This is a genomic window from Pseudomonas sp. GW821-FHT03A09 (genome assembly GCF_059421065.1).
Genome location: NZ_JBWKUX010000005.1, coordinates 311519 through 335843 on the forward strand (window position 1 = coordinate 311519; position 24325 = coordinate 335843).

The 24325-nt window shown below is 59.4% G+C and carries 18 protein-coding genes; 7 read left to right on the forward strand and 11 right to left on the reverse strand.

The features are described 5' to 3' along the window. Positions 1 to 34 precede the first annotated feature (34 nt). Positions 35 to 1429 (reverse strand): Si-specific NAD(P)(+) transhydrogenase, encoded by a 1395-nt coding sequence (sthA, locus tag AC07V4_RS11785; protein ID WP_257780541.1) that lies wholly within the window; start codon positions 1427 to 1429, stop codon positions 35 to 37. A gap of 412 nt (positions 1430 to 1841) precedes the next feature. On the opposite strand from sthA, the gene AC07V4_RS11790 reads away from it, so the two are divergent. Further along, a complete protein-coding gene (locus AC07V4_RS11790; RefSeq protein ID WP_492636182.1) occupies positions 1842 to 3140 on the forward strand; it encodes an MFS transporter in 1299 nt (432 codons plus the stop codon). 162 nt (positions 3141 to 3302) lie between these two features. Here AC07V4_RS11790 and AC07V4_RS11795 read toward each other — a convergent pair whose 3' ends face one another. Continuing rightward, positions 3303 to 4766, reverse strand: a complete 1464-nt coding sequence (locus AC07V4_RS11795) for a glyceraldehyde-3-phosphate dehydrogenase (RefSeq protein WP_431752717.1) — start codon at positions 4764 to 4766, stop codon at positions 3303 to 3305. Between the two features lie 340 nt (positions 4767 to 5106). On the opposite strand from AC07V4_RS11795, the gene mfd reads away from it, so the two are divergent. From mfd to AC07V4_RS11810, 3 genes are read left to right on the forward strand one after another with little or no spacing between them, the layout of a single operon-like run. Further along, positions 5107 to 8556 carry a transcription-repair coupling factor gene (gene mfd / locus AC07V4_RS11800; protein WP_492636181.1) on the forward strand — a complete coding sequence of 1150 codons (3450 nt, stop codon included), beginning with the start codon at positions 5107 to 5109 and terminating at the stop codon, positions 8554 to 8556. A gap of 10 nt (positions 8557 to 8566) precedes the next feature. Further along, positions 8567 to 9136 (forward strand): CsiV family protein, encoded by a 570-nt coding sequence (locus tag AC07V4_RS11805; protein WP_492636180.1) that lies wholly within the window; start codon positions 8567 to 8569, stop codon positions 9134 to 9136. A gap of 9 nt (positions 9137 to 9145) precedes the next feature. Further along, positions 9146 to 11836 (forward strand): DEAD/DEAH box helicase, encoded by a 2691-nt coding sequence (locus AC07V4_RS11810; protein WP_492636179.1) that lies wholly within the window; start codon positions 9146 to 9148, stop codon positions 11834 to 11836. 94 nt (positions 11837 to 11930) lie between these two features. On the opposite strand, the gene nagZ is transcribed toward AC07V4_RS11810, so the two are convergent. Both nagZ and AC07V4_RS11820 read right to left on the reverse strand, forming a co-directional pair. Further along, positions 11931 to 12941 carry a beta-N-acetylhexosaminidase gene (nagZ, locus tag AC07V4_RS11815; RefSeq protein WP_431749996.1) on the reverse strand — a complete coding sequence of 337 codons (1011 nt, stop codon included), beginning with the start codon at positions 12939 to 12941 and terminating at the stop codon, positions 11931 to 11933. Positions 12942 to 13085: 144 nt separating this feature from the next. Beyond that, complete coding sequence (locus AC07V4_RS11820) at positions 13086 to 13793, reverse strand: TetR/AcrR family transcriptional regulator (protein ID WP_492636178.1); 708 nt, start codon at positions 13791 to 13793, stop codon at positions 13086 to 13088. A gap of 263 nt (positions 13794 to 14056) precedes the next feature. Between AC07V4_RS11820 and lexA the strand changes: the two genes are divergently transcribed. Further along, positions 14057 to 14665: a transcriptional repressor LexA gene (gene lexA / locus AC07V4_RS11825; protein WP_003172575.1), complete on the forward strand. Its 609-nt coding sequence runs from the start codon at positions 14057 to 14059 to the stop codon at positions 14663 to 14665. A 10-nt stretch (positions 14666 to 14675) separates the two neighbouring features. Next, complete coding sequence (gene sulA, locus AC07V4_RS11830) at positions 14676 to 15149, forward strand: SOS-induced cell division inhibitor SulA (RefSeq protein WP_492636177.1); 474 nt, start codon at positions 14676 to 14678, stop codon at positions 15147 to 15149. Positions 15150 to 15190: 41 nt separating this feature from the next. Here sulA and AC07V4_RS11835 read toward each other — a convergent pair whose 3' ends face one another. From AC07V4_RS11835 to AC07V4_RS11865, 7 genes are all read right to left on the reverse strand, one after another. After that, positions 15191 to 15424 (reverse strand): hypothetical protein, encoded by a 234-nt coding sequence (locus AC07V4_RS11835; protein ID WP_057722981.1) that lies wholly within the window; start codon positions 15422 to 15424, stop codon positions 15191 to 15193. Between the two features lie 225 nt (positions 15425 to 15649). Continuing rightward, on the reverse strand, positions 15650 to 16171 hold the full coding sequence (locus tag AC07V4_RS11840; protein WP_492636176.1) for a DUF6586 family protein: 522 nt from the start codon (positions 16169 to 16171) through the stop codon (positions 15650 to 15652). 126 nt (positions 16172 to 16297) lie between these two features. After that, on the reverse strand, positions 16298 to 18919 hold the full coding sequence (topA, locus tag AC07V4_RS11845) for a type I DNA topoisomerase (protein WP_492636175.1): 2622 nt from the start codon (positions 18917 to 18919) through the stop codon (positions 16298 to 16300). A gap of 114 nt (positions 18920 to 19033) precedes the next feature. Continuing rightward, a complete protein-coding gene (locus AC07V4_RS11850; protein WP_027604241.1) occupies positions 19034 to 19270 on the reverse strand; it encodes a DUF1653 domain-containing protein in 237 nt (78 codons plus the stop codon). Positions 19271 to 19368: 98 nt separating this feature from the next. Continuing rightward, complete coding sequence (gene fadA / locus AC07V4_RS11855) at positions 19369 to 20544, reverse strand: acetyl-CoA C-acyltransferase FadA (protein WP_492636174.1); 1176 nt, start codon at positions 20542 to 20544, stop codon at positions 19369 to 19371. 29 nt (positions 20545 to 20573) lie between these two features. Continuing rightward, the gene (fadB, locus tag AC07V4_RS11860; RefSeq protein WP_492636173.1) at positions 20574 to 22721 is read right to left on the reverse strand and encodes a fatty acid oxidation complex subunit alpha FadB; all 2148 of its coding nucleotides are present in this window, start codon (positions 22719 to 22721) and stop codon (positions 20574 to 20576) included. 480 nt (positions 22722 to 23201) lie between these two features. Then, on the reverse strand, positions 23202 to 23639 hold the full coding sequence (locus tag AC07V4_RS11865; RefSeq protein ID WP_492636172.1) for a hypothetical protein: 438 nt from the start codon (positions 23637 to 23639) through the stop codon (positions 23202 to 23204). 105 nt (positions 23640 to 23744) lie between these two features. On the opposite strand from AC07V4_RS11865, the gene AC07V4_RS11870 reads away from it, so the two are divergent. Beyond that, positions 23745 to 24188, forward strand: a complete 444-nt coding sequence (locus AC07V4_RS11870) for a universal stress protein (RefSeq protein ID WP_060753141.1) — start codon at positions 23745 to 23747, stop codon at positions 24186 to 24188. Positions 24189 to 24325 lie beyond the last annotated feature (137 nt).

Sequence of the window (24325 nt, forward strand, 5' to 3'; positions counted from 1 at the left end):
TCCCCGGCCGGCTCAGGCCACCGGCCGGAGCCGCTCAAAAAAGCCGGTTGAGGCCGTCGTAGGCCGCTACCCGATAGGCTTCGGCCATGGTCGGGTAGTTGAACGTGGTGTTGACGAAATACTTGAGGGTATTTTGCTCACCCGGCTGGTTCATGATGGCCTGGCCGATGTGCACGATCTCCGACGCCTGATAGCCGAAGCAATGCACGCCAAGGACTTCCAGGGTTTCACGGTGGAACAGGATCTTCAGCATGCCTTGCGGCTCGCCGGCGATCTGCGCGCGCGCCATGCTCTTGAAGAATGCCTTGCCCACTTCGTAAGGCACCTTGGCCTTGGTCAGTTCGTGCTCGTTCTTACCGATCGAGCTGATCTCGGGAATGGTGTAGATCCCGGTCGGCACGTCGTTCACATAACGCCAGCTACCATTGTCGACGATGCTGCCCGCCGCCGAGCGGCCTTGGTCATGCGCGGCACTGGCCAGACTCGGCCAACCGATCACGTCACCCGCGCCGTAGATGTTCGGCACACAGGTGCGGTAGTTCTCGTCGACCTCGATCTGGCCACGGCCATTGACCTTGACCCCGATGTTTTCCATGCCCAGCTTGTCGGTGTTGCCGGTGCGCCCGTTGCACCACAGCAAGGCGTCGGCCTTGATCTTCTTGCCGGACTTGAGGTGCAGGATCACACCGTTGTCCAGGCCTTCGACCCGCTCGTACTCTTCGTTATGGCGCACGGTGATGTTGTTGTTGCTGAAGTGGTAGCTCAACGCCTGGGAGATTTCCGAGTCGAGGAAGCTCAACAATTGGTCGCGGTTGTCCACCAGCTCCACCAATACGCCCAGGCCGCTGAAGATCGAGGCGTATTCGCAGCCGATCACGCCAGCGCCGTAGATGATGAGTTTGCGCGGGGTGTGGCCCAGGCTGAGGATGGTGTCGCTATCGTAGATACGCGGGTGGTGGAAATCGATATCGGCCGGGCGATAGGGGCGCGAACCGGTGGCGATGATGATGTGCTTGGCCACCAGTTTCTCGACGACGCCGTTGGAGCACACCACTTCAACGGTTTGCTCGTCGGCAAAGCTGCCGGTGCCGAAGAACAGGTCGACCCGGTTACGCGCGTAGTAACCAGTACGCGAAGCAACCTGCTTGGAGATGACTTTCTCGGCGCTTTTCAATACGTCCGGGAACGAGAACCAGCGCGGCTCACCAATGGCCCGGAACATCGGGTTGGTGTTGAACTGCATGATCTGGCGCACCGAGTGACGCAGGGCCTTGGACGGAATGGTACCCAGGTGGGTGCAGTTACCGCCGACCTGGCGACGGCTATCGACCATCGCCACCTTGCGCCCTGCCTTCGCGGCGTTCATCGCCGCACCTTCTCCAGCCGGGCCGGAACCCAGTACCACCACGTCGTAGTTGTAGACAGCCATGCGTACTCCTCAGAACAGGCCAGGCGCACGGTTGAACGCCTGGCTAAATCATGCCGCGGCCAGCGGTCATGAAGGACAATTCGGCTCAAGTGTGTGAACCGGGGCACAGTCTATATAAGGCTCAACGCCGCGCACATTAACCCTTGGTCGCGTCGTAGGCCAGTATTGCCTTAACTACAAGCTCAGGAAATTGCAATTACGCGGTATTACTTTCGCGACATCGACGCCCCCTCCTGAATTAAACACAAATCCCCTGTGGGATTTTCGCTGCCCTCAGTTCTTACGGCATTTAGTCAGCCAGCTATGGGTTCCTATTGCCTGTGGTGGCCAATACACATATGGTTACAAAACGGTAGCAAGGACGAACGACGACCAGGGATCACTAATAAGATAGCCAAAATGAGTGCATGACATGTCCACTTCAACGGGCAAAGGCAAGGCGATCTTTCGCGTTGTCAGCGGTAACTTCCTAGAAATGTTCGACTTCATGGTCTATGGCTTCTACGCCACGGCCATTGCCAAAACCTTCTTCCCGGCCGACAGCGCCTTCGCTTCCCTGATGCTCTCCCTGGCGACCTTCGGCGCCGGCTTCCTGATGCGCCCACTCGGCGCGATCTTCCTCGGTGCCTACATTGACCGCCACGGCCGCAAAAAAGGCTTGGTGATCACCTTGGCACTGATGGCCGCCGGTACCATCCTGATCGCCTGCGTGCCCGGGTATGCCACTTTGGGTGTTGCTGCGCCACTGATCGTGCTGTTTGGTCGACTGCTGCAAGGCTTCTCCGCCGGCGTGGAGCTGGGCGGTGTCTCGGTGTACCTGGCGGAAATCGCCACACCAGGCCGCAAGGGCTTTTTCGTCAGCTGGCAGTCCGCTAGCCAACAGGCTGCTGTGGTATTCGCCGGCCTGCTCGGTGTGGGCCTGAACCACTGGCTGAGCCCAGAAGACATGGGTGACTGGGGCTGGCGCGTACCGTTCCTGATCGGCTGCCTGATCGTGCCGGTGATCTTCGTGATTCGCCGCTCCCTGGAGGAAACCCCTGAATTCCAGGCGCGCAAACACCGCCCTACCCTGCAAGAAATCGTGCGCTCTATCGGTCAGAACTTCGGCATCGTCATTGCCGGTATGGCGCTGGTGGTCATGACCACGGTGTCGTTCTACCTGATCACGGCCTACACGCCGACCTTCGGCAAAGCGGAACTGCACTTGTCGGACTTCGATGCCCTGCTGGTGACGGTGTGCGTGGGTATTTCCAACTTTATCTGGCTGCCGGTGATGGGCGCAGTGTCCGACAAGATCGGGCGTAAACCCCTGCTGCTGGGCGCGACCATTCTGGCAATTCTCACTGCGTATCCGGCCCTGTCGTGGCTGGTAGCCAACCCAAGCTTCAGCCATCTGCTGATCGTGCTGTTGTGGTTGTCGTTCCTGTACGGTTCGTACAACGGTGCGATGGTGGTGGCGCTTACCGAGATCATGCCGGTCGAAGTGCGCACTACCGGCTTCTCCTTGGCCTACAGCCTGGCAACAGCGACCTTCGGTGGGTTTACGCCAGCGGCCTGCACGTACCTGATCCATGTGCTGGACAACAAGGCGGCACCGGGGATCTGGCTCAGTGGTGCGGCGGTGCTGGGGTTGATTGCGACCTTGGTATTGTTCAAAGGCAATCGGCATGAACTGCGCACCGCGCAAGCCTCGGTAGTCGGCGGCGCCTGATGGATCGCTATCGCAGGCAAGCCAGCTCCCACATATTGATTTGTGAATACATTCAAATGTGGGAGCTGGCTTGCCTGCGATGAGGCCGGTACAAGCAACATAAAACCAACAGACATGAAAAAGCCCCGAACCAGTCGGGGCTTTTTCATTTAGCGCAAATGCTTAGCGCGGGAACGCAGGCGGGTTGACCCCAGCCATGTCTTCCATCACGCGAACCACTTGGCAGCTGTAGCCGAACTCGTTGTCGTACCACACGTACAGGACAACGCGGTTGTCCTGGGTGATGGTCGCCTCGGCATCCACCACACCGGCGTGACGCGAGCCCACGAAGTCGGTGGAAACCACTTCCTGCGAGTTGACGAAGTCGATTTGCTTATGCAGATCGGAGTGCAGCGCCATGTAGCGCAGGTACTCGTTCATCTCTTCGCGGGTGGCGGCTTTCTCAAGGTTCAGGTTGAGAATGGCCATCGACACGTTTGGCGTCGGAACGCGGATCGCGTTACCGGTCAGCTTGCCGGCCAGCTCAGGCAGGGCCTTGGCAGCAGCGGTGGCAGCACCGGTCTCGGTGATCACCATGTTCAACGCGGCGCTACGGCCACGGCGATCGCCCTTGTGGAAGTTGTCGATCAGGTTCTGGTCGTTGGTGTACGAGTGAACGGTTTCAACGTGGCCGTTAACGATGCCGAACTTGTCATTCACAGCCTTCAGCACCGGCACAATGGCGTTGGTGGTGCAGGAAGCGGCAGACACGATCTTGTCGTCAGCGGTGATTTCAGCGTGGTTGATGCCGTGAACGATGTTCTTCAGCTTGCCCTTGCCAGGCGCAGTCAACACAACGCGGTCGATACCCGGGCAGGCCAGGTGCTGGCCCAAGCCCTCGGCATCACGCCATACGCCGGTGTTGTCCACCAGCAGGGCGTCCTTGATGCCGTACTGGGTGTAATCCACCTCGGACGGGTTCTTCGCGTAGATCACCTGGATCAGGTTACCGTTGGCGGTGATGGTGTTGTTTTCTTCGTCGATGACGATGGTGCCGTTGAACGGACCGTGTACCGAGTCGCGACGCAGCAGGCTGGCGCGCTTGGTCAGGTCGTTCTCGGCGCCCTTGCGCACCACGATGGCGCGCAGGCGCAGGCCGTCGCCACCACCGGTTTTTTCGATCAGGATGCGCGCCAGCAGGCGGCCGATACGACCGAAGCCGTACAGGACAACGTCGGTGCCTTTACGGGCAGCGGCATTTTGCTGGCCAACCACATCGGCCATTTCTTCGCGCACGAACTGCTCGGCGGTACGGCCATTGCCTTCGTTGCGGAATTTATAGGCCAACTTGCCCAGGTCTACCGAAGCCGCGCCGAGCTTGAGCTCGCTCATGGCTTTGAGCAGTGGGAATGTTTCGTGGACGGAGAGTTCGCTGTCGTCGGCGGAGCGATGGCGCGCAAAACGGTGCGCCTTGAGAATCGCGATGACAGACTGGTTGATCAGGCTGCGGCCATAGATCGAGCTCACCACATTGTTATTGCGGTACAGCTGGCCGATAAGCGGAATCATCGCTTCTGCGAGTGCTTCACGGTCGATCCATTCACCAAGACACTGGTCGGGCTTCTGAGTCACGGGAACCTTCCACATGTAGGGGCAGAAAAAAGGGGCTACATTATGCCGCCCGGCCGCCCTCGGAGCAATGCACGCCCGACAACAAAAAGTGCTTGCGAAAAATTGACACCCCGCTACAGCCCAGTAAATACGCGGGCTCCAGAAGGCCACCAATGGCACGCACGGGACAACTTGTCCGTAACCCTCCGAAAAACGCGTACATTTTGGCACTACATATTGAGTCAAAACCCGTCATTGTTTGTCTTAGCCACTACATTTCCTACAAACCGCATTAGGCACAGTCAGCAACTGACAGGCGGCACCTTGGGCCGTTACAATTACCGACTTTGTCGCAACGCTTGGAGCTCAACCTTCCGTGCCCGTCCTGCGTCTACCGCTACTCCCTGCCGCGGCAGGCAAACAGCACTGGGGCAACCTGCCCGGTGCCGCCCTGAGCCTGGCCATTGCCGAGGCTGCCAGCGCAGCCAAGCGCTTTACCCTGCTGCTCACCGCCGACAGCCAAAGCGCTGAACGGTTGGAGCAGGAGCTGAGCTTCTTCGCCCCTGATCTGCCGGTGCTGCATTTCCCCGACTGGGAAACCCTGCCCTACGACCTGTTCTCGCCGCACCAGGACATCATCTCCCAACGCATCGCCAGCCTGTACCGCTTGCCGGAACTGGCCCACGGCGTGCTGGTGGTGCCTATTACCACGGCGTTGCATCGCCTGGCACCGACCAAATTCCTGCTAGGCAGCAGCCTGGTACTGGATGTCGGCCAGAAGCTGGATGTAGAGCAAATGCGCACGCGCCTGGAGGCCAGCGGCTACCGCTGCGTCGACACGGTGTACGAGCACGGCGAGTTCGCCGTGCGGGGCGCCTTGATCGACCTGTTCCCGATGGGCAGCAAACTGCCGTACCGCATCGACTTGTTTGATGACGAAATCGAGACCCTGCGTACCTTCGATCCAGAGAACCAGCGCTCTATCGATAAAGTGGACTCGGTCAAGTTGCTGCCGGCACGGGAATTCCCGCTGCAAAAAGATGCGGTCACCCGCTTCAAGGCGCGCTTCCGTGAACGCTTCGACGTCGACTTCCGCCGCTGCCCGATCTTTCAGGACTTGAGCAGCGGGATCACACCCGCCGGTATCGAGTACTACCTGCCGTTGTTCTTCGACGAAACCTCCACGCTGTTCGATTACTTGCCCCAGGACACACAGGTGTTCTCGCTGCCGGGCATCGAGCAAGCGGCGGAAAACTTCTGGAACGATGTGCGTAACCGCTACGAAGAACGTCGCGTCGATCCCTCCCGTCCTTTATTGCCGCCAGCCGAATTATTCCTACCGGTGGAAGACTGCTTCGCCCGCCTGAAGAGTTGGCCACGCGTGGTCGCCAGCCAGCAGGATGTGGACAGTGGTGCCGGTCGCGAGCGCTTCCCCGCGCAGACGTTGCCCAACCTGGCGATTGAAGCCAAGGCCAACCAACCACTGGAAGCACTCTCCAACTTCCTCGGTGACTTCCCCGGCCGCGTGCTGTTTACCGCCGAATCCGCCGGCCGCCGTGAAGTGCTGCTGGAACTGCTGGAACGCCTGAAACTGCGCCCCAAAACCGTCGACAGTTGGCCGGACTTTGTAAAAAGCAAAGAACGCCTGGCGATTACCATCGCGCCACTGGACGAAGGTCTGTTACTGGACGACCCGGCCCTGGCGCTGATCGCCGAGAGCCCGCTGTTCGGCCAACGCGTGATGCAGCGTCGTCGCCGCGAAAAACGCGCCGACGCCAACAATGATGCCGTGATCAAGAACCTCACCGAGCTGCGCGAAGGCGCGCCGGTGGTGCATATCGACCATGGCGTCGGCCGCTACCTGGGCTTGCAGACCCTCGAGATCGATAACCAGGCCGCCGAATTCCTCACCATGGAGTACGCCGAAGGCGCCAAGCTCTACGTGCCTGTGGCCAACCTGCACCTGATCGCCCGCTACACCGGCAGCGACGACGCCCTGGCGCCGTTGCACCGCCTGGGCTCCGAGACCTGGCAGAAAGCCAAGCGCAAAGCCGCCGAACAGGTGCGCGATGTGGCCGCCGAACTGCTCGACATCTATGCCCGTCGTGCCGCCCGCGAAGGTTATGCGTTCGCCGACCCGAAAGCCGACTACGCCACCTTCAGCGCCGGCTTTGCCTTCGAAGAAACCCCGGACCAACAGACCACCATCGAAGCCGTGCGCGCCGACATGCTCGCGCCCAAGCCGATGGATCGCCTGGTGTGCGGCGATGTGGGCTTCGGCAAGACCGAAGTGGCGATGCGCGCCGCCTTCATCGCCGTGCACGGTGGCCGCCAGGTAGCGATCCTGGTGCCGACCACCCTGCTCGCCCAACAGCACTACAACAGCTTCCGCGATCGTTTTGCCGACTGGCCGGTGACCGTAGAGGTGATGAGCCGCTTCAAGTCCGCCAAGGAAGTGAATGCCGCCGTCGCCGACCTGGCTGAAGGCAAGATCGACATCGTCATCGGCACCCACAAGCTGCTGTCGGACGACGTGAAGATCAAGAACCTGGGCCTGGTGATCATCGATGAAGAACACCGCTTCGGTGTGCGCCAGAAAGAACAGCTCAAGACCCTGCGCAGTGAGGTCGACATTCTGACCCTGACCGCCACCCCGATTCCGCGCACGCTGAATATGGCAGTGTCGGGCATGCGCGACCTGTCGATCATCGCCACGCCGCCAGCACGTCGCCTGTCGGTGCGTACCTTCGTGATGGAGCAGAACAAAAGCACGGTCAAGGAAGCCCTGCTGCGTGAACTGCTGCGCGGAGGGCAGGTTTACTACCTGCACAACGACGTCAAAACCATCGAGAAGTGCGCCGCCGACCTCGCCGAACTGGTACCGGAAGCCCGTATTGCCATCGGCCACGGCCAGATGCGCGAGCGCGAACTCGAACAGGTGATGAGCGACTTCTACCACAAGCGCTTCAACGTGTTGATCGCCTCGACCATCATCGAGACCGGCATCGACGTGCCGAGCGCCAACACCATCATCATCGAGCGCGCGGACAAGTTCGGCCTGGCACAACTGCATCAGCTGCGCGGCCGGGTCGGGCGTAGTCACCACCAAGCCTATGCTTACTTGCTGACACCTCCGCGCCAGCAGATTACAGGCGATGCGGAAAAGCGTCTGGAAGCCATCGCCAACACGCAGGACCTGGGTGCCGGTTTTGTACTGGCCACCAACGACCTGGAAATCCGTGGTGCCGGTGAACTGCTGGGCGACGGCCAGAGCGGACAGATCCAGGCGGTGGGCTTCACCCTGTACATGGAGATGCTCGAACGGGCGGTGAAAGCCATCCGCAAAGGCGAGCAGCCGAACCTCGATCAGCCGTTGGGCGGCGGTCCGGAGATCAACCTGCGCTTGCCGGCGCTGATCCCCGAAGACTACCTGCCGGACGTGCATGCGCGGCTGATCCTGTACAAGCGCATTGCCTCGGCCACCGACGAAGAAGGCCTCAAGGATCTGCAAGTGGAGATGATCGACCGCTTCGGCCTGTTGCCGGAACCGACCAAGAACCTGGTGCGTCTGACCTTGCTCAAATTGCAGGCCGAACAGCTTGGCATCAAGAAAGTCGACGCCGGACCGCAGGGTGGGCGCATCGAGTTCGAAGCGCAAACGCCGGTGGACCCACTGGTGCTGATCAAGCTGATCCAGGGCCAGCCCAACCGCTACAAGTTCGAAGGGGCTACGCTGTTCAAATTCATGGTGCCGATGGAGCGCGCCGAAGAACGCTTCAATACCCTGGAGGCGCTGTTTGAACGCCTCATCCCGAAATCTGTTTAAGGACGCCCCCATGCGCGTGTTCCGCATTCTGAGCCTGTTGTTGGTGGTACTCGCGCCTTCGGCACTTGCCGACAGCCTGTACCAGGTGGAAATGATCCTGGTGCGCCAGAATGCGGAGCCGGTGATCAACAGCCGCGCAGCTCCGGAAAACTGGGACGCCGGCGCCGCACACCTGAGCAACGACAAACTGAGCCCGCCTCGCCTGAACAACATCGTCGATAAGCTGAATACCGACAACAGCTACACCGTATTGGCGCACAAGGCGTGGGAGCAGAACCTCGGCGATCAGCCGGTGAAGATCGCTATTACCGACGGCCAGGAACAGTTTGGCCAGTTCCCTATCGAGGGCGTACTGAACCTGCAATTGGGCCGTTTCACCGACATCGACGCGGACTTCTGGATCAACCAGTTCGACAGCAACGGTAGCGTGATCGCCAGCGAGCACCTGGCACAGAAAGACGTACGTACCAAGAACAACCAGCTCAATTATCTGGATGGCGGCCATCTGGCGCTGCTGATCAAGATCACGTCGCTGACCGCCAAGCCACCCAGCGCACCACCGCCCGACATTCAGGACTGATCCAACGCCATGCCCCTGACGTCGACGCTGACCAAACCCCTGGCCCCATCGTGGGCCAATCGCTTCAAAGAGCAGAGCCTCGAGCGCGGGCGGCGTTACGCGCTGGAGAATCGCGTGCGCATCGTCGAATCCGGCGACAGCACCATCGTCGCCAGCTGCGAAGGCTCCGGCGGCAACGTTTACCGCCAGACCATCTCACTGCGCGAATCGGCCAAGGGCACGCTGATCCTCGTGGACAGCCGTTGTACCTGCCCGGTGCATACCAACTGCAAGCACATCGCGGCAGTGCTGCTCAAAGTCCAGGAAACCCTGGCCTACCCTGCCGCCGCCCAGGATGCCGAGCTGCTGGAAAAACTCCAGGCCGTGTTGGATAACCGTGTGGTGTTGCCGCAGGTCGTGATGGAAGATGTGCTGCCGGTGCCGCGCCTGTGGATGGCAAGCGTGGAGTTCAGTGCGTTTGAACCGCGCAACGGCAAGATGCAGCGCTATATCCAGCACCGCGCGGCGTTGTCGTTCAATTACCTGGGCAACTATGTCAGCGGGCAGAAAAACGCCGATATCATCGTGCGCCAGGAAACCCAGAGCCTGCGGATCAAACGCCATCCCGAGCTGGAGCAGCGCTATCGCGAGCAACTGCGCTTGCTGGGCTTCAAGATTGCCACGCGCCAGAGCAAGGCCTTGCCGGAAAGCGCCGGCGAACTGTTCGAGATGGTCAATGACAGCGCCTGGCTGACGTTCACCCTCAATGCCACACCGACATTGCGGGCAGAGGGTTGGGAGTTGCTGATCGACGATGATTTCGGTTTCGACCTGAGCGCCGTCGATGACTGGTACGCCACGGTCGATGAAGGGCCGGAGCGCGACTGGTTCGATCTGGAACTGGGGATCATCGTCAACGGCGAGCGGCTGAGCCTGTTACCGATCCTGTTGAACCTGATGCGCTCTCACACCGAGATTCTCAACCCGGAGAAGCTTGCTCGGCGTCGAGATGATGAGCTGATCCTGGTGAATATCCCGGGCCTGCCAAATGGCCATGGCCCGATACAAGTGGCGTTGCCCTACGGCCGCTTGAAACCGGTGCTGGCGACCCTCGGCGAGTTTTATCTGCAAGATCCCGGCACCACGGCGTTGCGCCTGGCCAAGGCCGATGCGACCCGCCTGAACCCGCTGGAAGACCTACCGCTGCAATGGGAGGGTGGCGAGAAGATCCGCAACTTTGCCCAACGCTTGCGCGACATCAAGGATTTCACCTGCGTGGCGCCTGAAGGGTTGAATGCGACCCTGCGCCCGTATCAGCTGGAAGGCCTGAGCTGGATGCAGTCGCTGCGTCAACTAGACGTCGGCGGGATTCTTGCGGATGACATGGGCTTGGGTAAAACCCTGCAAACCCTGGCGCACATTCTCAGTGAAAAAGCCGCTGGTCGCCTGGACCGACCGTGCATGGTGGTGATGCCCACCAGCCTGATCCCCAACTGGATGGATGAAGCGGCGCACTTCACACCGCAACTCAAGGTGTTGGCGCTATACGGCGCCGGGCGCAAGAAACACTTCGCGAACCTGCAAGACTATGACCTGTTATTGACCACCTATGCATTGCTGCCCAAAGACATCGAACAGCTCGCCGCCCTCCCCTTGCACGTGCTGATCCTCGACGAAGCCCAGTACATCAAGAACCCCAACAGCAAGGCAGCCCAGGCTGCACGCGAGCTGAACGCACGCCAACGCCTGTGCCTGAGTGGCACGCCACTGGAAAACCACTTGGGCGAACTGTGGTCGTTGTTCCACTTCCTGCTGCCGGGCTGGCTGGGCGATGTGAAAAGCTTCAACCGCGATTACCGCATGCCCATCGAAAAACGCGCGAGCGAGGTGCGATTGCAGCACCTCAACGGTCGGATCAAACCGTTTCTGCTGCGCCGCACCAAAGAGCAGGTGGCCACGGAGTTACCGCCCAAGACCGAGATCATCCATTGGGTCGACCTCAACGAAGCCCAGCGTGATGTATATGAAACCATGCGCCTGGCCATGGACAAGAAGGTACGCGACGAGATCACTCGCAAGGGCGTGGCACGCAGCCAGATCATCATTCTTGAAGCACTGCTCAAGCTACGGCAGGTGTGTTGCGATCTGCGCCTGGTCAACGACGCCACCCTGCCTGCCCGCGGCAGCAGCTCGGGCAAGCTCGACAGCCTGATGGAGATGCTGGAGGAGCTGTTTGAGGAAGGCCGGCGAATCCTGCTGTTTTCCCAGTTCACCTCGATGCTGAGCCTGATCGAAGACGAGCTGAAAAAACGCGGCATCGCCTACGCTCTGTTGACTGGCCAGACCCGTGATCGGCGTACGCCGGTGAAGGATTTCCAGAGCGGCAAGCTACAGATTTTTCTGATCAGCCTGAAGGCCGGCGGCGTGGGCTTGAACCTGACCGAAGCCGATACGGTGATCCACTACGACCCATGGTGGAACCCGGCCACGGAAAACCAGGCCACCGACCGCGCCTACCGCATCGGGCAGGAGAAACCGGTGTTTGTCTACAAGATGATTGCCCGGGGCACGGTGGAGGAGAAAATCCAGCACTTGCAGAAGGAGAAGTCCGACTTGGCAGCGGGTGTGCTGGACGGACGGACGACCGGGGATTGGCAATTGGGCAACGAGGATATCGAAGCGTTGTTTGCGCCGTTGCCCAATAAGCAAGAAAAGCGCTGACGGTCAGATCGCTATCGCAGGCAAGCCAGCTCCCACAGGGGAATGCATTCCAAGTGTGGGAGCTGGCTTGCCTGCGATGGCAGCAACGCTGTGCTCAATCGATCAACTGAGCATCCCGCAACGCGGTCAACGCCACCAACCAACGCGGGTCCTGCTTGTAGTCCGTCGAAGCAATGGCCTGCCCCCGCATGCGAGCAATACGCGGCGATGGCTTGACCTTCATGCGCTGTGCAGCGCTGAGTGCAAGCTCGGCAGCAGCCCGGTCATTACACACCAGCCCCATGTCACAACCCGCTGTCAGCGCCGCTTCGATACGGCTCGCAGCGTCGCCCACCACATGAGCACCGGCCATGGACAGGTCATCGCTGAAAATCACCCCATCGAACTGCAATTCGCCACGCAGGATGTCCTGCAGCCAGCGGCGCGAAAAACCAGCGGGCTGAGCATCAACTTGCGGGTAGATCACGTGTGCAGGCATCACTGCCGCCAACTGCTTGCTCAGGCGCGCGAAAGGCACCAGGTCATTGGCACGAATCTGTTCCAGGCTGCGTTCGTCATTGGGAATAGCAACGTGGGAGTCGGCCTCAGCCCAACCGTGGCCCGGGAAATGCTTACCCGTGGCGGCCATGCCGGCGCTGTTCATGCCACGGATAAAAGCGCCAGCGAGTACGGCGGCGCGCTCGGGATCACCCTCGAAAGAGCGGGTGCCGACCACGGCGCTGCGCTGGTAATCCAGATCCAGTACCGGGGCAAAACTAAGGTCAAGGCCCACAGCCAGTACTTCTGTCGCCATGATCCAGCCGCACTGCTCGGCCAGGTACTCGGCGTTGAGATTATCCGCCAGAGCGCGCATGGCCGGCAGGCGCACAAAGCCTTGGCGCAGGCGCTGCACGCGACCGCCCTCCTGGTCGACCGCCAACAGCAAGTCCGGGCGCACGGCGCGAATTGCCGCACTCAGCTCGCGGACCTGGCGCGGGTGCTCGATATTGCGCGCAAAAATGATCAACCCGCCCACTTCAGGCTGGCGCAACAGGTGGCGATCCTCGGCCGTCAGCCAAGTGCCGGCAACGTCGACCATCAAAGAACCTTGCAGGGCAGCAGTCATAAACCTTCCTTAAATAACGCACACAACCCGTTGCCCTCACGTAGCGCGGTAAGCGCAGTGAGCACAACGGGTTGCGAGTAGATAGCTGAAATCGGCATGGCGGCTAGCTTAGCGGATGCAAGCGGCCGCGCACACCCAGAGCGATCACGCCTTGGCGACGGCCGGCGTGGATTTACTGCGTGGGCGCAATTGGGCAGCGGCCATGGCTTGATCGGTCACACCGGTTTCAGCCCGCATGCCGGCGGCGAGGAACGGCACCATCAGGCGCATCACCTGCTCAATAGAGGTATTGACGCCGAAGTCGGTCTCGGCAATGGCACGCAGCGCCTTGATCCCGGACATGCTGAACGCAGCCGCGCCGAGCATGAAGTGCACGCGCCAGAACAGCTCGATCGGAGGAATACGCGGGGCCGCTTCGTTGACCAATAACATGTAACGGCGGAATACCTTGCCATACATATCCTCAAGATAACGCCGCAGGTGGCCCTGGCTCTGGCTGAACGCCAGGCCCAACAGACGCATGAAGATCGACAGGTCGTTGCCGCTGCGCGGTTGTACCACCAGCGCCTGCTCAACCAGGATTTCCAACAGGTCTTCCAGGCTTTGCTTGTTTTCAGGCTTGGTCTGGCGGCGTTCCAGCTCACGGTCGAGGCTGGCACAGAACGGCCCCAGGAAGCGCGAGAACACCGCCTGGATCAAGGCTTTTTTCGAGCCGAAATGGTAATTCACTGCCGCGAGGTTGACTCCAGCCTTGCTGGTGATCAGACGCAATGAGGTTTCAGCAAATCCTTTTTCCGCGAACAACTGCTCGGCAGCATCGAGAATGCGTTCAACGGTTTCCGACTGGGCCATGGCTACTCCGCCTGACAAACACTTGTTTGAAACATACGTTTCAGAGTGTGTCTTGTCAACCCTGCGGGTCCGTTTTCCGGCCGGCCAGCCACCTATTTCTTCGCTATTTAATCACATCCTTCCGGCTCTGTAGGCAGCGCTGTCCCTGCCCTGCAGGACGACTGACGAATGACCGTCCAGCGGAGTGGCCAAAAAGGATGATTGCCAAGTGCAGTCCACTGTATATAATCCCAGTCACTGTATAAAAAGACAGAGCGATCAACATGCTAAAACTGACGCCACGCCAAGCTGAGATTCTGGCTTTTATCAAGCGCTGCCTCGATGACAACGGCTACCCGCCGACGCGAGCGGAAATTGCGCTGGAACTGGGGTTCAAGTCCCCGAACGCCGCTGAAGAACACCTCAAGGCCCTCGCTCGCAAAGGCGCGATCGAGATGACCCCAGGTGCCTCACGCGGTATTCGCATCCCTGGCTTCGAGGCCAAGGCCGACGAATCGACACTGCCTATTATCGGCCGTGTCGCCGCCGGTGCGCCGATCCTGGCGCAGCAGCACGTCGAGGAGTCCTGCAACATCAACCCGACCTTCTTCCATCCGCGCGCCGACTACCTGTTACGGGTTCACGGCATGAGCATGAAGGACGTGGGCATTTTCGACGGTGACCTGCTAGCCGTCCACACCACTCGTGAAGCCCGAAACGGCCAGATTGTCGTCGCCCGTATCGGCGATGAAGTCACGGTCAAACGCTTCAAGCGTGAAGGCAGCAAGGTCTGGCTTCTGGCCGAAAACCCTGAGTTCGCCCCGATCGAAGTCAACCTGAAAGATCAGGACCTGGTGATCGAAGGCTTGAGCGTCGGCGTTATTCGCCGCTAAAGGAGACACCATGCAGCTCGTGCACACCCCGCAACACACACAACTGTCGCTGTTTGAAGCCTTTATGGCCCAACCTTTAGCGCCCATCCTCAAGGAAACGGCTGAAGCGCCTTGGGGCGCCGAACCTGAGGCGTTTAGTGAACTGTCGTTGCGCGGTGCTGCCGGGAGCTGCTTGAGCCTGCTGGCGCCGATCCTTCGCGAATTGAGCGAAGAGCAGGATGCACGCTGGCTGACGCTGATCGCTCCACCTGCCAGCCTGACCCAGGCCTGGTTGCGGGACGCGGGACTCAATCGTGAACGCATCCTGCTATTGCAACCACGTGGTACGCAAAGTGCCCAGCAATTGACCTGCGAAGCTTTGCGACTGGGGCGTAGCCATACGGTTGTCAGCTGGCTGAACCCGCTGAATGCCACCGCCAAGCAGCAGTTAATCAGCGCTGCTCGCGTCGGCGATGCGCAAAGTTTGAATATTCGACTGGGATAAAGGCGGGCTACTGTAGTGAGCGGGCCGCACACAACTGCTACTCAGTGAAGAACCCGCGGCCCATCTTCCTTCTCTGGCTCACCTTCCGCCAACCGCCCTGCCATTTGCACACCTACGCTCAACATAGCCTTCGCCACTTCCACGTGTTGGCCTTGCAGGAACGCTTTCGCATCCTCGGAAAAATCCAAAGTCACCAGAGAACCCTCGTCCTCAGCCCGGCGCAGCTCGATTCGGCCGTCAGGCAATTCAACAATTTCCAGAAAGGACGTAGGCATAAAAGTCTGTTCTCCACGAAAGGCCGGGATTATATCAGTCATCCACCCGGCCCCGCCGAGGATCTGAACAGGTTTCTTTACGACGTGATGAATGGTGGTCTCGGGAACACGCCTATCAATGTGGGAGCTGGCTTGCCTGCGATGCAGGCACCTCGGTTCTTCAGTTAAACCGGGCCGATGCCATCGCAGGCAAGCCAGCTCCCACATTTGTTCAGTGCAAACCTCTCAGCACTCGTTCAAACCCTCACGAAAGCGCAGTGCCATCTTTTTTAGCTCCTGACGCCAGCTTTCCAACTCTTCGCGGCTCAGCGGCTTGGGTTCGTCCTCTTCCAGCGCGACGGCCAAGATCAACGGCTGGGTCACGTCGCCCTTGGGCACATGGGGAATACGCGGAGGCTGAAACATGTCGGCGTGAGCCTTCAGCAAGCGCGCTACCCAGCTGTCCGGACTCTGGGCCATTTCTACCAACTCAGCCAGTTCGGGGATGGCCATGCTTTCCAGTACTTCGCGAGTCACGATCATTTCCGCGCGAGGCGAACCGGCCTGGGGCAAGCGATAGAACCCGGCGATCTCATGGCACAAACCCAGCAAAGCACCGTACAAGTGGAACAACGCCGCTTCTCGCCCCGCCTGGACCAGAGCGATGGCATTCATCTCCTTCCCTTCCTCGGCGCGACCAAGGGCTTCCAGGGACAAACCCGCGAAGTAAATTTTCTGATTGGTACGGGTATAGAGTTCGTTGGCCATAACGGCAGTCTCCACAACAAATAAGCGTGATACTGGCTGAACAGTGTCACGGATCAGCCGAACGCACTGCAAGCGCAAAAAAAGGCCGCCTATACAGGCGGCCTTTGTCTTTCGCAGATTAGCGGATCAAGCGCCCTGGCGCTTGTCCTCCACCTTCCACTTGCCACCGTCGTAGAACGCTTTCCAGCCAGTAGGCTTGCCGTCCACTTCGGTCTGCACGTACTGCTCCTTGGTCTTGCGGCTGTAGCGGATCACGGCTGGACGACCATCCGGATCTTTCTTCGGCGCTTCACACAGGAAGTGATACTTCGGATCGATTTCGTCCTTGTGCGGCACGATCTCCAGCACCAGCGGCGCACGGGTCTCGCGGTTTTTCGGGAACTGGCTGGCCGCCAGGAAAAGACCCGAAGCACCATCGCGCAGGATGTAGGTGTCGTTGACCTTCTCGCACTTGAGCTCAGGCATCTTCACCGGGTCCATCTTCGGCGGCGCCGCATCACCGCTCTTCAGCAGTTTGCGAGTGTTCTTGCAGGTCGGGTTGGTGCAACCGAAGAACTTGCCAAAACGGCCGGTCTTGAGCTGCATCTCGCTGCCGCACTTGTCGCACTCCAGGCTCGGACCTTCGTAGCCCTTGATGCGGTAGGTGCCCTCCTCAATCTCGTAGCCATTGCAATCCGGGTTGTTACCGCAGATGTGCAACTTGTGCTTCTCGTCCAGCAGGTAGGCGTCCATCGCCGTGCTGCAGATCGGGCAGCGGTGCTTGCCACGCAGTACCAACGACTCGGACTCACCTTCGTCATCGGCGGCAATTTCATCGCCCGGCACCAGGTTGACCGTCGCCTTGCAGCGCTCTTTTGGCGGCAGGCTGTAGCCCGAGCAGCCTAGGAATACACCGGTGGATGCCGTACGAATCTGCATCGGACGACCACAGGTCTGGCACGGAATATCCGTCATTACCGGCTGGTTGGCACGCATGCCGCTCTCAGGGCTTTCGGCTACTTCGAGTTTTTTCTTGAAGTCACCGTAAAACTCGTCGAGTACGTTTTTCCAGTCGCGCTCGCCCTGGGCCACGTCATCGAGATGCTCTTCCATGCCAGCGGTGAAGCCGTAGTCCATCAGGTTGGAGAAGCTCTCGGACAGGCGTTCGGTAACGATGTCGCCCATCTTTTCCGAATAGAAACGACGGTTGTGCAGCGCCACGTAGCCGCGATCCTGGATGGTGGAGATGATCGCCGCGTAGGTCGAAGGACGACCAATACCGCGTTTTTCCATCTCTTTCACCAGGCTGGCTTCCGAATAACGCGCCGGCGGCTTGGTGAAGTGCTGGGACGGGTCAAGCTTGATCAGCTTCAGCGTGTCGCCCTGGGCCATGTCCGGCAGCACGTCATCATCGCCAGGCTTGGCAATTTGCGGCATTACGCGGGTGTAACCGTCGAATTTGAGGATGCGGCCTTTGGCACGCAGCTCAAAATCGCCAGCACCCACGCTGACAGTGGTGGACAGGTATTGCGCCGGCAGCATCTGGCAGGCCAGGAACTGGCGCCAGATCAGCTCGTAGAGGCGCTCAGCGTCACGTTCCATGCCGCTCAGCTTGGCAGGCGTGGTGTTGGCGTCGGAAGGACGAATCGCTTCGTGAGCCTCTTGTGCGCCTTCCTTGCTGCTGTAGACGTTTGGCTTCTCCGGCAGGTACTTCTTGCCGAATTCGCCTTCAATATAAGTACGCGCCATCGCCACCGCGTCCACCGACAGGTTGGTGGAGTCAGTACGCATGTAAGTGATGTAGCCGGCTTCGTACAAGCGCTGGGCCATCATCATGGTTTTCTTCACACCAAAGCCCAGGCGATTGCTCGCGGCCTGTTGCAAGGTGGAGGTGATGAACGGCGCCGACGGCTTGCTGCTGGTCGGTTTGTCTTCACGCTTGACGATGCTGTAGCTGGACGCCTTGAGCTTTTCCAGCGCGGCCATGGCCTGGGCTTCGTTCAGCGGCTTGAAGGCCTCGCCTTTCTCACGGGCCACTTCGAAGCGCACATTGGCGCCCTTGGCGGTGCCGAGGTCAGCGTGAACTTCCCAGTACTCTTCGGGGTTGAACGCACGGATCTCGCGCTCACGCTCCACCACCAGCTTCACCGCAACCGATTGCACACGGCCAGCGGACAGGCCACGGGCGATCTTGGCCCACAGCAGTGGAGAGACCATGTAACCCACGACGCGGTCGAGGAAACGGCGGGCCTGTTGGGCGTTGACGCGGTCGATGTCCAGCTCGCCCGGCTTGGAGAAGGCTTCCTGGATGGCTTTCTTGGTGATTTCGTTGAACACCACACGCTTGTAGCGGCTGTCATCACCGCCGATGGCTTCCCGCAGGTGCCAGGCAATGGCTTCCCCTTCGCGGTCCAAGTCCGTTGCGAGATAGATGGTGTCGGCATCCTTGGCGAGCCGGCGCAGCTCTTCGATGACCTTTTCCTTACCAGGAAGGATCTCGTACTTGGCCTTCCAGCCATGATCCGGGTCCACACCCATGCGCGAAACCAGCTGCTTGCGCGCTTTCTCTTTAGGGCTGAGCACCGGACCTTCGCCCGCAGCCGCCTTGCCGCGCTTGGCAGCAGGCTCCTTGCTGGCGCTAGCCGAACCGCTGGTGGGCAGGTCTCGGATATGGCCGATACTCGACTTCACCACGTACTCGTTGCCCAAGTACTTGTTGATGGTCTTGGCCTTAGCCGGGGATTCCACAATGACCAGCGATTTGCCCATGGATCGGAAAATTCCTGAATTCGAGAAGTGAAAGGCAGTTGGCGCCTGTCGCGGCAACGCTATATATAGTGGCAACAAGGTGAGGTCAAGCGCAGCATTCTGCGCGGCCTGCCGTTATTGCCCTGAAAAAAGACTGGGTTCGACCTGGACCAAAGCAAAGCGCGGGACTTGCTCGCCGTCAACTTCGACGGTCTCCAGGAACATACTCAATGGGCGCACCCAAAAGCCGTAATCGCCATACAGTGCTTGGTAGAACACCACTTCTTCTTCGGTCTCGGAGTGCCGCGCCACACTGAAAACGCGGTACTGCGGACCTTTATAATGCTGGTAGAGCCCTGGTTCGACTTTCATGCTCTGGCCCTCTCACAAAATTTGTTAAAAAAAAAATACAAAACCGCCAAAAAACAAAAACCGGGGCACTGGGCCCCGGCTTTCCGTCACCCCAACACTTAGATGCGTTCGAAGACGGTGGAGATGCCTTGGCCGAGACCAATGCACATGGTTGCAACCCCAAGGTTGCCGCCATTTTGCTTCATCACGTTAAGCAAAGTGCCGGAGATACGCGCACCGGAGCAACCGAATGGGTGGCCCAGGGCAATTGCACCGCCGTGCAGGTTAACCTTCTCATTCATCTTGTCGAGTACTTTCAAATCTTTCAGCACTGGCAAGGCCTGTGCAGCGAAAGCTTCGTTGAGCTCGAAGAAGTCGATGTCATTGATGGTCAGGCCCGCGCGCTTCAAGGCTTTTTGTGTGGCCGGTACTGGACCATAGCCCATGATCGCCGGGTCTACACCCGCTACGGCCATCGAACGGATCACGGCCATCGGCTGGATACCCAGGTCCTGGGCACGCTGCGCCGACATCACGATCATGCACGAAGCACCATCGGTGATCTGCGACGAAGTACCCGCTGTCACAGTGCCGCCCTTTGGATTGAAGGCCGGCTTCAAGGCCGCCAGGCTTTCCAGGGTGGTGTCCGGGCGAATGGTTTCGTCGTAGTCGAACAGCTTCAGGAAACCGTTCTCGTCGTAGCCGTTCATCGGGATGATTTCATCCTTGAACTTGCCTTCCACGGTCGCCTTGTGGGCCAACTGGTGGGAGCGCAGGCCGAACGCATCCTGGGCTTCGCGGGTAATGCCGTGCATTTTGCCAAGCATTTCTGCGGTCAGGCCCATCATGCCCGAAGCTTTTGCCGCGTACAGCGACATGTGCGGGTTAGGGTCGACGCCGTGCATCATGCTGACGTGGCCCATGTGCTCTACACCACCGACCACGAACACATCACCGTTGCCGGTCATGATCGCCTGGGCGGCAGTGTGCAGCGCGCTCATCGACGAGCCGCACAGGCGGCTGACGGTCTGGCCGGCGGCGGTGTGCGGGATCTGGGTCATCAGCGACGCCATGCGCGCGATGTTCCAGCCTTGCTCCAGGGTCTGGTTGACGCAGCCCCAGATCACGTCCTCGACTTCGTTCGGGTCGACCTTGACGTTGCGCTCCAGCAATTTGCTGATCAGGTGTGCCGACATGTCTTCGGCACGGGTGTTGCGGTGCATGCCGCCCTTGGAGCGGCCCATCGGAGTACGACCGAAGTCGACAATCACGACGTCTCTTGGATTCAAGCTCATAAATATTCTCGCTCTAGTCGTCTGGGCACTTAACCGAAGAAGCGCTGGCCGTTCTTGGCCATTTCACGCAGCTTCGCGGTCGGGTGGTACAGCGGGCCCAAATCAGCGTATTGATCAGCCAGGGCAACGAACTCGGCCACACCGATCGAGTCGATGTAACGCAGAGCACCACCACGGAATGGAGGGAAACCAATACCGTACACCAGGCCCATATCGGCTTCGGCGGCGGTTTCGACGATGCCATCTTCCAGGCAACGCACGGTTTCCAGGCACAGGGCGATCATCATCCAGTTGATGATGTCCTCGTCCGACACCTCACGCTGTTCGTAGATGACCGGAGCCAGCACTTCGTGCACCGATGGGTCGGCCACTTTCTTCTGCTTGCCCTTCTTGTCGGCCTCGTAGGCGTAGAAGCCCTTGCCGTTCTTCTGGCCCAGGCGCTTGGCCTCGTAGAGCGCGTCAATCGCCGAGCGGCGGTCGTCTTTCATGCGGTCCGGGAAGCCTTCAGCCATCACGTCACGACCGTGGTGGCCGGTGTCGATGCCGACCACGTCCATCAGGTATGCCGGGCCCATCGGCCAGCCGAATTTTTCCATGACCTTGTCGATGCGCACGAAATCCACACCGGCGCTGACCAGCTTGGCGAAACCGCCGAAGTACGGGAACAGCACACGGTTGACCAGGAAGCCCGGGCAGTCATTGACCACGATCGGGTTCTTGCCCATTTTCTTGGCGTAGGCGACGGTGGTGGCAACGGCCAGCTCGCTGGACTTCTCGCCACGGATCACTTCCACCAACGGCATCATGTGCACCGGGTTGAAGAAGTGCATGCCGACGAAGTTTTCCGGACGCTTGAGGGCCTTAGCCAGCAGCGAGATGGAAATAGTCGAGGTGTTGGACGCCAGGATGGTGTCGTCTTTAACCTGGGCTTCCACTTCTGCCAATACGGCTTGCTTGACCTTCGGGTTCTCGACAACCGCTTCGACCACCAGGTCGACGTGGCCGAAATCGCCGTAGGACAGCGTAGGGCGAATGCCGTTAAGCACTTCAGCCATCTTCGCGGCGGTCATACGACCTTTGTCCACGCGGCCGACCAGCAGCTTGGCGGCTTCCGCCAGGCCTTGCTCGATGCCGTGCTCGTTGATGTCTTTCATCAGGATCGGCGTGCCTTTGGACGCCGACTGATAGGCGATACCGCCGCCCATGATACCGGCGCCGAGTACGGCAGCCTGTTTCACGTCCTTGGCGATTTCGTCGTAGGCCTTGGCCTTTTTCTTCAGTTCCTGATCGTTCAGGAACAGGCCGATCAGGCTCTGGGCAGCCGAGGTTTTCGCCAGTTTGACGAAACCTGCCGCTTCCACTTCCAGGGCTTTGTCGCGACCGAAGTTCGCGGCTTTCTGGATGGTCTTGATCGCTTCAACCGGCGCCGGGTAATTCGGGCCGGCCTGGCCAGCCACGAAACCTTTGGCGGTTTCGAACGACATCATTTGTTCGATGGCGTTGAGCTTGAGTTTTTCCAACTTCGGCTGGCGCTTGGCCTTGTAGTCAAATTCGCCGCTGATGGCGCCCTTGATCAGGTTCAGTGCGGCTTCGGCCAGTTTGTCCGGTGCAACCACTGCGTCGACGGCGCCGACTTTCAGCGCGTCTTCAGCTTTGTTTTCCTTACCGGCGGCGATCCACTCGATGGCGTTGTCGGCACCGATCAGGCGCGGCAGACGTACGGTGCCACCGAAACCTGGGTAGATGCCCAGTTTGACTTCAGGCAGGCCGATCTTGGCCGTGGCCGACATCACGCGGAAGTCTGCGGCCAGGCACATTTCAAGGCCACCACCCAACGCAATGCCATTGATCGCGGCAACGGTGGGTACGTTGAGGTCTTCGAAATCGCTGAAAATCTTGTTGGCTTCGAGGTTGCCAGCCACCAGCTCGGCATCGGGCAGCTTGAAGTTGTCGACGAATTCGGTGATGTCAGCGCCGACGATGAACACGTCCTTGCCGCTGGAAACGATCACGCCCTTGACCGAGGCATCTGCTTTGATGGTGTCTACGGCCTGACGCAGTTCGTTCAGGGTTAGACGGTTGAACTTGTTGACGGACTCACCCTTGAGGTCGAACTTCAGTTCGACGATGCCACTTTCAAGAGCCTTAACCGTGATGGCTTTACCTTCGTAAATCATCAACTGATCTCCACGATATGGAAGCTGAACAGTACACATTGAACGCTGGCCTATGGCTGGACATTGATAGTTACGTCAATGCTCACGCCAATCCGCCAGGCACACCCGTCAATGCGCTAGTCGGGGTTCTGTATGAGCAATCTGACAGACAAACGCTCAATTCATACGCCCGTTTGATTTGGGTACGCCACCTTCATCCAATTCCGAGCAATTGTCAATCGCTCCAAAGGCTAGGAAAAACGCGACTTTCCAGTCATTTCAGAACCCCGCCCCTACGCCCGCCTCGCGTCAATATTCAAATATTCACGAAATCAATAAGAGAAAACTTGTGGGAAAAGGCTGTACAGAATGGGATATGCCGCTAGGCTAGCGACAACCCTGATGCGCCGGAATGAACACCCAGCGCGGGATACACAGAATTACCGGCCTGCCTGGCCAACTCCAGCCCGATGATGATGTCGGGCTTTTTATTGCCTGCGTTCAAGCCAATGCCTTTAGCAGCGCATCAATATCCTTCAACACACTCGACTCGCCCTTTTCGCCCCAGTACAAGGCGATCATTTGCTTGTCGGCCTCGACTTTGTAGACGTTGGCCGGCAGCGTCGCAAAATGCGGCAACAACTTTTCATCAACGCATGTTTCGCGCCATTGATTGACCCACATACCCGGCTCCAACTGCCAGTAACTCCAGATCGCCGGCATCGTGCCGCGCCGTGGTCGACAGTACTGCGCACACGGGCTTGGCGGCTCCTGCTTGAGCCAGTGCGGCCATTCCTGGGGCGCCAATTGCATGGTCAGTCCCATGCGGCGCGCCTCCATGCGCAGGGCCATGCGCCCGCTCTGATGGCGCGACGGACGCAGCCATGCCAGGGGGCTCAGAACCACCGCAAGGATTGACACCACTATCCAGACCGTCATATGTGTACTCCCGAATTTCCAGATGAGCGGATTTGATCTGACGCAACGCGATCCGCTTGAAAGCAGCCATACTGAATTTATTGCAGTCCCCTGGAGGAACGCCCCATGTCCTACGAACATATTCTGGTCGCCGTCGACCTGACCGAAGAGTGCGATCCAGTGATCAAGCGCGCCCGCGCCTTCGCGGTCGCCAGCGGCGCGAAGCTGTCGCTGGTACACATCGTCGAGCCCATGGCCATGGCCTTCGGCGGCGATGTGCCCATGGACCTCTCCCAGTTGCAACAACAACAGTTCGATCAAGCCAAAGAGCGCCTTGATCGGTTGATCCTCAAGTACCCCGAGGTGACCAAGGAAAACTCCCACCTCACTTACGGCCAACCACGCCAGGAAATCCACCATTTGGCCAAGGAACAGCACTGCGACCTGATCGTGGTCGGCAGCCATGGTCGTCACGGCCTGGCGCTGTTGCTGGGCTCTACTGCCAATGACGTACTGCACGGTGCCCCGTGCGACGTACTGGCCGTGAAACTGGTCAAAAACCCTTCTTAAATCAATGAAGGTCAAATGTGGGAGGGGGCTTTCCCCCGATGGCGGAGTATCAGTCACCAGATGTATCGACTGACAGACTGCTATCGGGGGGCAAGCCCCCTCCCACATTTAAACTGCATTCTCATATGAAAAACCCG

What these genes read in the sequence shown, in the direction of transcription:
- sthA (WP_257780541.1), bottom strand. Translation starts at nt 1,429, where the DNA reads ATGGCTGTCTACAACTACGACGTGGTGGTACTGGGTTCCGGCCCGGCT.
- AC07V4_RS11790 (WP_492636182.1), top strand. Translation starts at nt 1,842, where the DNA reads ATGTCCACTTCAACGGGCAAAGGCAAGGCGATCTTTCGCGTTGTCAGC.
- AC07V4_RS11795 (WP_431752717.1), bottom strand. Translation starts at nt 4,766, where the DNA reads ATGTGGAAGGTTCCCGTGACTCAGAAGCCCGACCAGTGTCTTGGTGAA.
- AC07V4_RS11805 (WP_492636180.1), top strand. Translation starts at nt 8,567, where the DNA reads ATGCGCGTGTTCCGCATTCTGAGCCTGTTGTTGGTGGTACTCGCGCCT.
- AC07V4_RS11810 (WP_492636179.1), top strand. Translation starts at nt 9,146, where the DNA reads ATGCCCCTGACGTCGACGCTGACCAAACCCCTGGCCCCATCGTGGGCC.
- nagZ (WP_431749996.1), bottom strand. Translation starts at nt 12,941, where the DNA reads ATGACTGCTGCCCTGCAAGGTTCTTTGATGGTCGACGTTGCCGGCACT.
- AC07V4_RS11820 (WP_492636178.1), bottom strand. Translation starts at nt 13,793, where the DNA reads ATGGCCCAGTCGGAAACCGTTGAACGCATTCTCGATGCTGCCGAGCAG.
- lexA (WP_003172575.1), top strand. Translation starts at nt 14,057, where the DNA reads ATGCTAAAACTGACGCCACGCCAAGCTGAGATTCTGGCTTTTATCAAG.
- sulA (WP_492636177.1), top strand. Translation starts at nt 14,676, where the DNA reads ATGCAGCTCGTGCACACCCCGCAACACACACAACTGTCGCTGTTTGAA.
- AC07V4_RS11835 (WP_057722981.1), bottom strand. Translation starts at nt 15,424, where the DNA reads ATGCCTACGTCCTTTCTGGAAATTGTTGAATTGCCTGACGGCCGAATC.
- AC07V4_RS11840 (WP_492636176.1), bottom strand. Translation starts at nt 16,171, where the DNA reads ATGGCCAACGAACTCTATACCCGTACCAATCAGAAAATTTACTTCGCG.
- topA (WP_492636175.1), bottom strand. Translation starts at nt 18,919, where the DNA reads ATGGGCAAATCGCTGGTCATTGTGGAATCCCCGGCTAAGGCCAAGACC.
- AC07V4_RS11850 (WP_027604241.1), bottom strand. Translation starts at nt 19,270, where the DNA reads ATGAAAGTCGAACCAGGGCTCTACCAGCATTATAAAGGTCCGCAGTAC.
- fadA (WP_492636174.1), bottom strand. Translation starts at nt 20,544, where the DNA reads ATGAGCTTGAATCCAAGAGACGTCGTGATTGTCGACTTCGGTCGTACT.
- fadB (WP_492636173.1), bottom strand. Translation starts at nt 22,721, where the DNA reads ATGATTTACGAAGGTAAAGCCATCACGGTTAAGGCTCTTGAAAGTGGC.
- AC07V4_RS11865 (WP_492636172.1), bottom strand. Translation starts at nt 23,639, where the DNA reads ATGACGGTCTGGATAGTGGTGTCAATCCTTGCGGTGGTTCTGAGCCCC.
- AC07V4_RS11870 (WP_060753141.1), top strand. Translation starts at nt 23,745, where the DNA reads ATGTCCTACGAACATATTCTGGTCGCCGTCGACCTGACCGAAGAGTGC.